The 12,194-nt window shown below is 61.0% G+C and carries 10 protein-coding genes; 7 read left to right on the forward strand and 3 right to left on the reverse strand.

What is annotated here, in order from left to right; all coding sequences use genetic code 11:
* Positions 1 to 45 precede the first annotated feature (45 nt).
* Genes DJ564_RS16855 through DJ564_RS16865 form a run of 3 tightly spaced genes read left to right on the forward strand, consistent with a single transcriptional unit; the run spans position 46 to position 3,734 of the window.
* Positions 46 to 1,587 (forward strand): efflux transporter outer membrane subunit, encoded by a 1,542-nt coding sequence (locus tag DJ564_RS16855; protein WP_109631615.1) that lies wholly within the window; start codon positions 46 to 48, stop codon positions 1,585 to 1,587.
* Positions 1,580 to 2,719 (forward strand): HlyD family secretion protein, encoded by a 1,140-nt coding sequence (locus tag DJ564_RS16860; protein ID WP_109631618.1) that lies wholly within the window; start codon positions 1,580 to 1,582, stop codon positions 2,717 to 2,719. The genes DJ564_RS16855 and DJ564_RS16860 overlap by 8 nt, the downstream gene beginning before the upstream one ends.
* Complete coding sequence (locus DJ564_RS16865) at positions 2,709 to 3,734, forward strand: DUF2955 domain-containing protein (RefSeq protein WP_109631620.1); 1,026 nt, start codon at positions 2,709 to 2,711, stop codon at positions 3,732 to 3,734. Before DJ564_RS16860 ends, DJ564_RS16865 begins: the two co-directional genes overlap by 11 nt.
* Here DJ564_RS16865 and DJ564_RS16870 read toward each other — a convergent pair.
* Both DJ564_RS16870 and DJ564_RS16875 read right to left on the reverse strand, forming a co-directional pair.
* The gene (locus tag DJ564_RS16870) at positions 3,719 to 4,174 is read right to left on the reverse strand and encodes a YMGG-like glycine zipper-containing protein (protein WP_109631623.1); all 456 of its coding nucleotides are present in this window, start codon (positions 4,172 to 4,174) and stop codon (positions 3,719 to 3,721) included. The two genes, DJ564_RS16865 and DJ564_RS16870, sit on opposite strands and share 16 nt — an antisense overlap.
* A 145-nt stretch (positions 4,175 to 4,319) precedes the next feature.
* Positions 4,320 to 4,616 (reverse strand): hypothetical protein, encoded by a 297-nt coding sequence (locus tag DJ564_RS16875; RefSeq protein WP_109631626.1) that lies wholly within the window; start codon positions 4,614 to 4,616, stop codon positions 4,320 to 4,322.
* Between the two features lie 169 nt (positions 4,617 to 4,785).
* On the opposite strand from DJ564_RS16875, the gene DJ564_RS16880 reads away from it, so the two are divergent.
* The gene (locus tag DJ564_RS16880; RefSeq protein ID WP_109631629.1) at positions 4,786 to 7,173 is read left to right on the forward strand and encodes a DUF3772 domain-containing protein; all 2,388 of its coding nucleotides are present in this window, start codon (positions 4,786 to 4,788) and stop codon (positions 7,171 to 7,173) included.
* A gap of 9 nt (positions 7,174 to 7,182) precedes the next feature.
* Here DJ564_RS16880 and DJ564_RS16885 read toward each other — a convergent pair whose 3' ends face one another.
* Positions 7,183 to 8,112, reverse strand: a complete 930-nt coding sequence (locus DJ564_RS16885) for a helix-turn-helix domain-containing protein (protein ID WP_109631632.1) — start codon at positions 8,110 to 8,112, stop codon at positions 7,183 to 7,185.
* A 161-nt stretch (positions 8,113 to 8,273) separates the two neighbouring features.
* Between DJ564_RS16885 and DJ564_RS16890 the strand changes: the two genes are divergently transcribed.
* From DJ564_RS16890 to DJ564_RS16900, 3 genes are all read left to right on the forward strand, one after another.
* Positions 8,274 to 9,632 carry a glutamine synthetase family protein gene (locus DJ564_RS16890; RefSeq protein WP_109631634.1) on the forward strand — a complete coding sequence of 453 codons (1,359 nt, stop codon included), beginning with the start codon at positions 8,274 to 8,276 and terminating at the stop codon, positions 9,630 to 9,632.
* Positions 9,633 to 9,782: 150 nt separating this feature from the next.
* Complete coding sequence (locus tag DJ564_RS16895) at positions 9,783 to 10,871, forward strand: polyamine ABC transporter substrate-binding protein (protein WP_109631637.1); 1,089 nt, start codon at positions 9,783 to 9,785, stop codon at positions 10,869 to 10,871.
* Positions 10,868 to 12,160, forward strand: coding sequence for an FAD-binding oxidoreductase (locus DJ564_RS16900; RefSeq protein ID WP_109631640.1), 1,293 nt, complete (start codon positions 10,868 to 10,870; stop codon positions 12,158 to 12,160). The genes DJ564_RS16895 and DJ564_RS16900 overlap by 4 nt, the downstream gene beginning before the upstream one ends.
* Positions 12,161 to 12,194: the final 34 nt, after the last annotated feature.

Genomic DNA, 12,194 nt, shown 5'->3' on the forward strand with positions numbered 1-12,194 from the left:
TGGACGGCTATGCTCCAGTGACCTTTCCCGGTTGGACGATACGCGATGCATCGAGGCCGTTCCTTGCTGAGGCTGCCAGGCCACCTCCTCTTGTTCGCTGCACTTGGCCTGAGTGGCTGCGTGCGGCTGGGGCCGGACTTCCAGCCACCGGGCGAAAAATGGGTCGAACGCTGGAACACCGCCGCCCTTGAACAGGCCAGTCAGCGCGCAACCCATCCGGATATCCGCCAGTGGTGGCAGGTCTTCAACGATCCGCTGCTCAATGAGCTGATTGCCGCGTCCGATGCGCATAACTCCAGCCTGAAGATCGCCGGCCTGCGCGTGATGGAGGCCCGTGCCCAATTGGGCATTGCGCAAAGCGGTCTGTACCCGCAACTGCAGCAAGCCAGCGCCGACAGCTTGTACTTCAACCGCCGGCAATCCGGTGGCACCAATCCTCAGGACAGCCATTTCTGGCAATACAGTGGCGGGTTCGACATTGGCTGGGAGCTGGACTTCTGGGGGCGTTTCGCCCGCGCCATCGAATCGTCCGACGCCAATTACTTTGCGGCCCAGGCCAACTATGAAGACGTGCTGGTATTGCTGCGCGCCCAGGTTGCCGACACTTACTTCTCGTTGCGCACCACCGAGGCGCGGTTGCGCGTCGCCCGGGAGAACGCCAAACAGCAAAAGCGCAACTTCGAGATCACCGAAAAGCTGTTCAACAGCGGCCAGCAAGCCGAACTCGACCTGCAACAGGCCAAAACCCAATACCTTGGCACATTGAGCACCATCCCCACCCTTGAAGACCAGTTGCAACGAACCCGCAACGCCTTGGCCGTGTTGATCGGGCAAGCGCCGGGCGCCTTACCGTTGCTGGTGAATAACGAAGGCTTGATCCCGCTGGTCGATCGCGCCGTGCTTCAGGATGTACCGGCCAATCTTTTGCTGCGTCGGCCCGATGTGCGCGCCGCCGAGCTGAATGTCGCGACCCAGTCGGCGTTGATCGGCGTGGCCGAAAGTGATTTCTATCCGTCGCTGACCTTGCTCGGCAGCATCGTCTGGTCGGCCGACACGCTCAACGGGACGTCCCGGAGCCTGGACCTGATCGGCGGCCCCAGCCTGCGCTGGAACCTGTTCGACCATGGCCAGATCAGCAACAACGTGCGCATCCAGGATGCGCGGTTGCAGCAACTGATCGAGGCCTATCGCGACAAGGTCCGCCAGGCCGCGCGCGAGGCTGACGATGCCGCCACAGGCTTGATCAAATCCCTGGAGCGCGAACGCATCCTCAGTGAGGCCGAAGTGGCGGCCAAACGCTCACTGGTGCTGGCCAGCGCGCAGTACCGCGAAGGTTACTCGGACTTTCAACGCGTGCTGGATGCTCAGCGCGCATTGCTCGAACAGCAGGACAACTACCTGGTCGCCCGCAGCAACGCCGTGAGCAATCTGATCGCCCTGTACAAATCCCTGGGCGGCGGTTGGTACAGCGCCCAGCCCAAAGTCGATGAAGCCACCCGCCAGCAGATGGAAAAACGCACCGACTGGGGCGACCTGCTGAGCGAGCCCGCCGCCCCTCTGCCCCACAAGGTAAACAGCCATGAGTGAAGTCGCGCAGCCTGTCCCCGAGGCACCTGCCCCCAAGCCTCCCGCGCCTGCCGCCGACCCGGCGAAAAAAGGCATCAAATGGGTGCTGATCCTGATCCTCCTGAGCCTGGCGTGGTACTTGGCGGCGGACCGCTTCACGCCTTATACACAACAAGCGCGAGTGGGGGCCTTCGTCATTCCGGTCGCCTCGGAAGTGGCCGGCCGGGTGATTCGCGTCAACGTGCGCAACAATCAGGACGTCAAGGCTGGCGATGTGCTGTTCGAAGTGGACCCGCAGCCGTATCAGATTGCCGTCGACCGCGCCCGTGCCGACCTTGAATCGACCCGTCGGCAAATCGGCGCCAGCACCGCCGGCATCGCGTCGGCGCAAGCCAATTTGCGCGCTGCCCAGGCCAATGAACTCAAGGCGAGACAGGACAATCAGCGCCTCGAAGGTCTGTACCGCGAAGACCCTGGCACCATTTCCGTGCGCCTGCTCGAAGTGTCTCGCGCCAACCGTGAACAGGCGGTCAGCCAGGTCGCGGCCGCTCGCGCCGAAGTGCAACGTGCGCGCGAGCAAGAAGGCGGCAGCGAGGAAGACAACGCCCTGCTGCGTAGCGCCGCCACGGCCCTGTCAAAAGCCGAGCTGGACTTGTCCAATACGCAGATTCGCGCCCGCTCAGCGGGGCTGATCACCGACCTGCGCACCGACGCCGGGCAGTTCGCCGCGGCCGGTGGCCCGGTCATGACGCTGATTGCCATCCACGATGTATGGATCAGCGCGGACATGACCGAAAACAACCTCGGCCTGGTGAAAGTCGATACGCCGGTGGCGATCGTCCTGGATGCACTGCCCGGCGAAGTGTTCGATGGGCGGGTGCGCAGTGTCGGGTATGGGGTCAGCGTCGGCCAGCCTCCCGCGCCCGGTACCTTGCCTGGCGTGCAAAACAGCCGCGACTGGCTGCGGCCGGCCCAGCGGTTCCCGGTGATCATCGAGTTCTCCGAGGACGCCCGAAAAGCCTTGCGTGACAGCCGCGCCATCCGTGCCGGCGGCCAGGCCGAAGTCATGGCCTTCCCTACCCAGGGCAATCCGCTGAACCCGTTGGGCCGGGTGTTTGTGGGGTTCATGAGCTGGTTGTCGTATGCCTACTAAACGCACGCCCCGGGAACAGCGCGCATTGCGCCTCGCCACGGGCACGGCGTTGTGCCTGGCCGCGAGCTTCGGCCTGGGATTGCCGATCCCCTTTCTGGCGCCGGTGCTGTGCCTGATCCTGCTGGCCTCGATCAACCGCCCGTTGCCGTTCAAGGCCGCGGTGGTGCTCGCACTGGCCGCGATGTTGACCACGGGCCTGGGCCTGTTGCTGATCCCGATCCTGCGTTATTACCCTGTCACTGGCGTTCTGCTGATCGGCTTGAGTCTGTTCCTGGTGTTCTGTTTTGGACTGCGCGGCGGCAATGCCCTGATCGTGACGTTTCTGGTGATTGGCCTGACAATGATTTCCTCGGCCGGGGTCGCCGAATTCGATCTGGCGGCGATGGTCATCGGCGCTCTGGTCAAAGGTTTATTGCTCGCCGTTGCGGTCATGGCGCTCAGTCATGGGTTATTCCCGGATCCGCCCAATGCCCCTTCCCCGCCTCCCGCGCCCGCTTTGCCCGCCGAAGAAGTCAGTCGGGTGGCGCTGCGTGCAACCTTGATCGTGTTGCCGACGTTCTTGCTGGCCTTGATCGACCCGGCCGGTTACCTGCCGATCATCCTCAAGGCCGTCAGCCTGGGTCAGCAAAGCTCCACGACCAACGCCCACACCGCCGGCCGTGAACTCGTCGGGTCGACCTTGCTTGCCGGTTTGCTGGCGATCCTGTTCTGGAGCGCCCTCAGCCTGTTTGTGCACCTGTGGATGTTCTACTTGTGGATGCTGCTGTTCGGCCTGGTGCTCGCGCGCAAGCTGTATGCCCTGAGCCCGACCCGGTTCACCCCGGGGTTCTGGCTCAACACGTTGATCACGCTGATCATCCTGTTGGGCCAATCGGTTCAGGACAGCATCGCCGGCAAGGACGTGTACACCGCGTTTGCGGTGCGCATGGGCTTGTTCCTTGCCGTCACGTTGTATGCCTGCCTGATGGTTTATCTGCTGGAGCAGCGGCCACAAAAAGCTCAGGGATTGACCTGATAGCCCTTGCCTTGCAGGCAACTGGTGTACGCCGTCGAGGTGTTCGCGGCACTGGTTTTTTCTTGTGCCCGACGCTCCTGACGCTGACGCGAACCGCCGACCACCGCCCCCGCCGCGGCGGTCTCTTTGGCGCGATTCTGCCGATAGTCCTGCTTCACGTCGTCATCGACACGATCATAAGCCTCGTCATGCCGATTCCCACGCACTTGTGCCCCGGCCGCTCCGGCGGCGGCCCCCACGGCAGCACCTTTCAGGCGCCCTCCTGAGGGAGACGGCGCCGTCGACGCAGCCTGGCTGGCCGCGATGCTGTTGCATTCATTGATGTCCAACTGGGTCTGTTGCGAACTCTGCCCTTTCATCGGAACGACCGTTGCAGCCCAAACCGGGGTGCATGAAACCGACAAGAGAACGCACAGGCCAAAGGACGATACCTTGCTCATTTTGACCTCCAACGCAGCTCGTCACTCTGCAAGAACGCAGGCTGGGTAAAACGCTGACGGCTGATGACGGGCTCGATTCAGCAACAAGAAGTGTAGATCACCCGGCACTCGCTCTCCGTTGGAGGCTGCTAATTGAGGGCCTGAATTAAGGGGTCACCTGGTATCCCTTCGCCAGCAGGCAGTTTGTGTACGCCTGCTTCGTGGCGTCATCGCCTCCTTCATAAAACTCGTCATGCTGACGCCCGGGCTGTTCAGCCACGGTTGTACCTGCAGCAGGCGCCGCCGCAGTGCCCTGGCTGAGCGCTACGTCATGGCAGTCATCAATATCGAGTCGGGTTTGTTGCGAGGTCTGTCCCTGCACCGGCACGACCGTTTCGGCCCAGGCCTGGGTGCATGAAACCGACAACAGAACGCACAGGCCAATAGACGGAATCTTGTTCATGGTGACCTCCCCGGGGCCTTGTTGAGCAACCAAGAGTGTAGATCACGCGGCATCCACTCCCAGCGCGGTATTGCCTCTTCCGGACAGTCAGCAGGATTCTTTTCGATCGTTTTGGCGTGATGGCCTACCCTCATAGGTTGAGCGACCCACAACAGAGTCGAGCACTCCCATGCGTAATGCATTGAAGTTAATGATGTTCGTCGTGCTCACGCTGCTTGGAACCAGTGGCGGAGTGGTGTCGGCCGCCGACCTGCCGGCGACGCCAACCCCTATGTCAGGCACCGCGACTGTTGCTATCTCCCAGAGTGATCTGCTGGAACTGCAACTCCGCCTTGACCGAATCAAGCAACAGATTTCGTTGGCCAATAACCTTACCCAAATGACCGGCCTGCAAGACTCCGTGCAATCGTTTATCAACGATGTGGACAGCCTCCAGTCATCCCTGCTGCCCGAACAGAAGCAACTGCAAGCCCAGCTTGATGTGTTGGGCCCGGTATCACAGGAGGATGTCGCGTCCGAGAAAACGGATATTTCGACGCAAAGGGCCTTCCTCTCCGAACAAAAGACCAAAGTCGACTCCAATCTGAAAACCCTGACGGCGCTTCGAAACAATGCCGCCGACCTCATCATTCAAATCGCCGGCATTCGCCGCAGCCTGCTGGAAACCGAAGTCACGTTGCGCAGCGGCAGCATCCTGGGCCCGGGATTCTGGGCGCCGTTGTTCAATCCGCTGAAGGAGGACCGCCAGCGGCTGAGCAATTTCCTCCAGCAGGCCTCCAGCGCCATCAAGAATGCCTGGCAACCCGGCGAGCGTCTGTTTGCCGTCGCCTTGATCTTGCTGGCCGTGGGCATCTGGTCCTGGGGCCGAAGAATCGCCGAGCGCGGGCTGACCTGGGTGTGTATTCATCGAATGCCGGAAGGACGTTTGCGGCGAAGTTCGCTCGCACTGGCTTCCGTTGTAGCCACGGTATTGGCCACCGCTATTGCGATGCAACTGCTGTTTTATGCGCTGACCCGACAACTGCCGTTGACGCCCCTGATTCAGAACTTTGCCGAAGAATTCGAAAAAGTCATCTACGTCTGCATCCTGATTACCGGCCTGAGCCGGGCGATGCTATCGACCAAACATCCCTCCTGGCGACTGCCGGCGATTGCCGATCCCGTGGCACTGGCGATCCAGCCGTTCCCCGGGATGCTGGCCGTCACGCTGCTGATTCTGGTGGGCCTGGCACAGATCACCAACGTCACCGGCATGAGCCCGCCCGCCATCCTCTTCGGCCGGGGTTTGATCGCGCTGGCGGTCACCCTGATTATCGGTACGTTGTTCCTGCGGGCCAGCAAAGTCCGCAGAGCCGTGGCGGCCACCGGGGAGGCGCCGGAATCGAGTACCACCGTCGCCGGCCTGATTTACTCATTCGCCGGTATCGCCATTGTTGTCGCGATGATTGCCCTGCTGATCGGCTACATCTCCCTGGCGCGATTCATCACCTACCAACTGGTCTGGGGTTTTATCATCCTGTCCGGCTTCTACTTGCTGACCCAGTTGTTCAGAGACAGCTGCGAGTACCTGTTTTCTCCCAAGAGCCCCAGCGGCAAAGCGCTCAAACAGTTGCTCGGGATCGGCGATGTGCGTCTTGAACAAGTGTCGATCATTCTGTCCGGGGTCGGTCGTGCCGGTTTAATGCTGCTGGCGGTCATTTCACTGTTTGTCGGTGGTGTCGGCACCACACTCGGGCAATTGTTCACCCAGACGTTCGCCATCCTCGGCGGCGATGGCCTGCGCAAACTCAATATCATCCCGGGCCACTTGTTGAATGCGCTTCTGGCCCTTTTCGTCGGTATCTACCTGATTCGCACACTGCGCCGATGGCTGGACAACGAGTTCCTGCCCAAGACCGACATGGACCCCGGCATGTGCGCTTCCCTCAGCACACTGTTCGCCAACATCGGCTATGCCCTGGTGATTCTGCTGACACTATCGTCTCTGGGCATCAAATGGACCAATCTGGCGTGGATCGTCAGCGCCTTGTCGGTGGGGATCGGTTTCGGCTTGCAGGAAATCGTCAAGAATTTCGTCTCCGGCCTGATCCTCCTGACCGAACGCCCGGTCAAGGTCGGCGACCTGATCAGCATCAGCGGCGTCGAAGGCGACATCCGCCGCATCAACGTCAGGGCCACGGAAATACAACTCAGCGACCGCTCGATCGTCATCGTGCCCAACTCACAACTGATTTCGCAGAACCTGCGCAACGTCACCCTCGGCGGCAGCGCACAAGGGGTGGCGACACTGGAACTGATGTTCCCGCTGGACATTGACCCCGAGGAGGTACAAAACCTGCTGTACACCACCTACGCCGAGCACGAAACCATCCTCGACAAACCGGCGCCCTTCGTTCGGTTCAGCAAACTGAGCCCCGAGGGCATCACGCTGACGGTCACCGGTTACGTCAGCAGCCCGAGGATTGTCGGCACGACCAAGAGCGATTTGCTGTTTGAAATCCTCAAACGGTTGGGCGCGGCGGGTATTGAGCTGGCGAAACCTGCATCAACCACTTGATAAAACCGGCTATGGCGACGTCAGTGTTGCGCGAGCGTTAACCGCACGCTTGAGCGTTTCACTCGGCAGCTCCTTGAACAACGCCCGGTAACTGCTGGAAAACCGCCCCAAATGCCAGAACGACCAGTTCATCGCCACTTCGGCGACGGTGGTGTCATTCGGTGTTCGCGCGAGCAATTCGCGGTGTGCGCTGTTAAGGCGGCGCAGGCGCAGCCAGTGGGTCGGCGTCATCCCGGTGAAAGCCTTGAACGCGTGCTGCAACTGCCGCAGGGAAACCCCGGCGACCTGGGACAGCTCCAGCAGGTTGAGGGTTTCTTCCGGTGAATCGGCGGCCCATTCGCCGATGCGTTTCATCACCGCGCGTTCTTCGGTGCGGCGCTGCAGGCCGCCGCGATCGAGGCACACGCAGGCGTTGTCGAGGATGTACAGGCAATCCTCGAGCAGTTGCTGGGTCAGCGCTTCTTTGCTGGGCGGGTCGAGCGTTTCGGCGAGCCGGGTCAAGGTGCCGCTCAGCCAGCGGCTGAACAAGGCGTTCTGCCCCGAGTTCAGCGGTGACATGAACAAGCCTTCCAGCCGTGCGACATTCAAACCGTGACGCTGAACGAACTCCGGACCGAACACCACCGCGACTTCCTGATAGTTCTCCGGGGTGATCCAGATGTTGCGGCTTTCGCCATTCAACACATACAGCGCGTTGTCGCTGCGATCGAAACAGAACGCCAGCGAACCCTCGGGCGCGCTGAAATTCTGCTCGACCCGGGTGTTCATCTGCTCTTCGTAAATCTCCACGCCTTGCAGGTCCAGGTAGCGCACACGCCCGGCGAAATGCCCCGGCGACATCTGCTGATAATGCTGGACCCAACCCGGCGTGGCGCGGATTTGCGCGGCGACATCGTCGGTGTTGAACGCTTGAACCTGGATCGGACTGGACGCTGACATGAATGACCTTACGCACTCGTTTGGTGCGTTTTGGTGCTGCTGAAAGTGGATAGATGGAACCGCAAGGCTCGCCCAAGATAGTCGTCAACGCGTCTCAGGGGAAGTGTGTGGTGGATGAAACCACCCTCCCCGGCGTTAATAAAACCAATAACGAGGTCTTTATGAATGCCCCTTTCGATCAGCTGTTCACTTGGCTGAAAGATCACAAGATTACCGAAGTCGAGTGTGTCGTCAGCGACCTGACCGGCATTGCACGCGGCAAAATCGCACCCACCAACAAGTTCCTGCATGAGCGAGGCATGCGCCTGCCGGAAAGTGTGTTGTTGCAAACGGTAACCGGGGACTTTGTCGACGACGACATCTACTACGACCTGCTCGACCCGGCCGACATCGACATGGTCTGCAAGCCCGTCGCCGACGCGGTCTACGTGATTCCATGGGCCATCGAGCCGACCGCCATCGTGATCCACGACACCTTCGACAAGTTCGGCAACCCGATCGAACTGTCGCCGCGCAACGTACTTAAGAAAGTCCTGCAGCTGTACACCGACAAAGGCTGGCGGCCGATTGTCGCGCCGGAAATGGAGTTCTACCTGACCCAACGCTGCGAAGACCCGGACTTGCCACTCAAGGCACCGCTGGGCCGTTCGGGCCGTGCGGAAAGCGGTCGTCAGTCGTTTTCCATCGACGCCGCGAACGAATTCGATCCGCTGTTCGAAGACGTCTACGACTGGTGCGAACTGCAAGGCCTGGACCTCGACACGCTGATCCACGAAGACGGCCCGGCGCAGATGGAAATCAACTTCCGTCATGGCGACGCGCTGGACCTCGCCGACCAGATCACCGTGTTCAAGCGCACCATGCGTGAGGCGGCGCTCAAGCACAACGTCGCCGCGACCTTTATGGCCAAGCCGATTGGCGATGAGCCCGGCAGCGCCATGCACATCCACCAGAGCGTGGTCGACATTGCGACCGGGCAGCCGATCTTCGCCAATGCCGACGGCACGATGAGCGAGCTGTTCCTGCACCACATCGGCGGCCTGCAAAAGTACATTCCGAAAGTGCTGCCGATGTTCGCGCCCAACGTCAACTCGTTCCGCCGCTTCCTCCCGGACACTTCGGCACCGGTCAACGTCGAATGGGGCGAAGAAAACCGCACCGTCGGCCTGCGTGTGCCGACCTCCACGCCGGATTCGATGCGCGTGGAAAACCGCTTGCCGGGGGCTGACGCCAACCCGTACCTGGCGATCGCGGCCAGTTTGTTGTGCGGTTACCTGGGCATGGTTGAACGCATCGAGCCGAGTGCGGCGGTGCAAGGCCGAGCCTACGAGCGCCGCAACCTGCGCCTGCCGATCACCATCGAGGATGCGCTGACGCAGATGGAAGAGAGCGAAACCATCGGCCGGTATCTGGGCGACAAATTCGTGCGCGGTTACGTGGCGGTCAAGCGTGCCGAACACGAGAACTTCAAACGGGTGATCAGCTCCTGGGAGCGTGAATTCCTGATGCTTAGCGTCTGACATTTGCGTTGTCTGTGAAGGCCTCATCGCGAGCAGGCTCGCTCCCACAGGGGAACGCATTCCAAATGTGGGAGCGAGCCTGCTCGCGATGGCGGCCGCCAGGACACCAGAAAAAATGCGGAAGAATCCAATAATTAGAAGAGGTGTCGAATGCGTCTATTGAAATCCATGGTTCCGGCCGCGCTGGCCGTGCTGTTCAGTGCTGTTGCCCAGGCTCAGCCCACCGTCAGCGTCTACAACTGGACCGATTACATCGGCGAAACCACCCTCGCTGACTTCCAGGCCAAATCCGGGATCAAGGTGACCTACGACGTCTTTGATTCCAACGAAACCCTGGAGGGCAAGTTGCTCGCCGGCCGCACCGGGTATGACGTGGTCGTGCCGTCCAACCACTTTCTGGCACGTCAGGTGAAGGCCGGCGCGTTCCTTAAACTGGACCGCGCGCAGTTGCCCAACTTCAAGAACCTCGACCCGAAACTGTTGGCGCTGCTGGAGAAAAACGACCCGGGTAACGAGCATTCCGTGCCGTACCTGTGGGGCACCAACGGCATTGGCTACAACGTCGACAAGGTCAAGCAAGTGCTCGGCATCGACCGCATCGATTCCTGGGCCGTGCTGTTCGAGCCGGAAAATATCAAGAAGCTCAGCCAGTGCGGCGTATCGATGATGGACTCGGCCGATGAAGTGTTCCCGGCGATTCTCAATTACATGGGCATGGACCCGCGCAGCGAGAACCCCGAGGACTTCAAAAAAGCCGAAGCCAAGCTGTTGAGCATCCGGCCGTACATCACCTATTTCCACTCGTCCAAGTACGTGTCGGACCTGGCCAACGGCGACATCTGCGTGGCTTTCGGCTATTCCGGTGACGTGTTCCAGGCCGCGAACCGGGCCAAGGAAGCCAAGAACGGCGTGAACATCGCCTACGCGATCCCGAAGGAAGGCAGTAACTTGTGGTTCGATCTGTTGGCGGTTCCTGCCGATGCCGGCAACCAGAAAGAAGCCCACGCCTTCATCAACTACCTGCTCGATCCGCAAGTGATTGCCAAGGTCAGCGCCTCCGTCGGTTACGCCAACCCGAACCCGGCCGCCAAGCAATACATGGACGCTGAACTGGTGAACAACCCTGAGGTTTACCCGCCCCAGGCAGTCCTCGACAAACTCTACATTTCGACCACCCCGCCCCAGGCGATCATGCGACTGATGACCCGTTCCTGGAGCAAAGTGAAGTCCAACCAATGAATAACGAACACGCACATTCCTATTACACGGCCACCGCCAATGGCCTGACGTCCTACCCCACGCTGGCCTCGGACCTTGCGGCCGATGTCTGCGTGATCGGCGGCGGTTTTACCGGGGTCAATACCGCGATCGAACTGGCTCAACGCGGGCTTTCGGTGATTCTGCTGGAGGGCCGGCGGATCGGCTGGGGCGCCAGCGGACGCAATGGCGGGCAACTGATCCGCGGCATCGGGCATGACGTCAGCGGTTTCACCCGGCATGTCGGTGAGGACGGCGTGCGCTATCTGGAGCGTGCGGGTGTGGAATCGGTTGAACTGGTGGGCAATCGCATCCGTGAACACGGGATTGAGTGCGACCTGCGCTGGGGCTTCTGCGAGCTGGCCAACACCCAGGCGCAGTTCGCGGCGTTCAAGGCGGAGCAGGAAAGTCTGGCCGAATCAGGTTACGCCCATGAAACCCGTCTGGTCGGGCCGGAGCAGATCCGTCAGCAAGTGGTGGATTCAGGTGTGTATGCCGGTGGCCTGATCGACATGGGCTCGGGCCATTTGCACCCGCTCAATCTGGTGCTGGGCGAAGCAAAACTGGCGCAATCCCTTGGCGTGCAGATCTTCGAGCAGAGCCCGGTACTGGAGTTGATCCATGGCAGTACGGTGCAGGTTCGCTGTGCCGGTGGCACCGTGCGCGCCGGCAGCCTGGTGCTGGCCTGCAACGCACACCTGGAAGAGCTCGAACCGAAACTCAGCGGCAAGGTACTCCCGGCGAGCAGCTACATCATCGCCACCGAGCCTTTGGCACCTGAGGTCGCCGCGCAGTTGATCCCGCAGAACCTGGCGCTTTGCGACCAGAAAGTCGGTCTGGATTACTACCGGCTCTCGGCGGACCGGCGCCTGCTGTTCGGTGGCGCCTGTCATTATTCCGGGCGCGATCCGGCCGACATCACGGCGTACATGCGCCCGCAGATGCTCAAGGTCTTCCCGCAATTGCGCGATGTGCGTGTCGACTATCAATGGGGCGGCCGGATCGGCATTTCTGCCAATCGTTTTCCGCAGGTTGGCCGCTTGAGTCAGCACCCGAATGTGTTTTATGCCCAGGGTTACTCGGGGCATGGGCTGAACGTCACGCATTGGTGCGCGAAGCTGTTGGGCGAAGCGATTCATGCCGGGCACAGTCAAGGGTTTGATGTGTTCAGCGCTGTACCGCACATGACATTCCCCGGTGGGCCGATGCTGCGTTCGCCACTGCTGGCGCTTGGGATGTTGTGGTATCGCCTGCGCGAACTGGTTGGCTGAGTACCTGTGGCGAGGGGGCTTGCCCCCGTTGGAG

Origin of the sequence: Pseudomonas sp. 31-12 (assembly GCF_003151075.1) — a bacterium.
In the GTDB taxonomy this organism is placed as follows: domain Bacteria; phylum Pseudomonadota; class Gammaproteobacteria; order Pseudomonadales; family Pseudomonadaceae; genus Aquipseudomonas.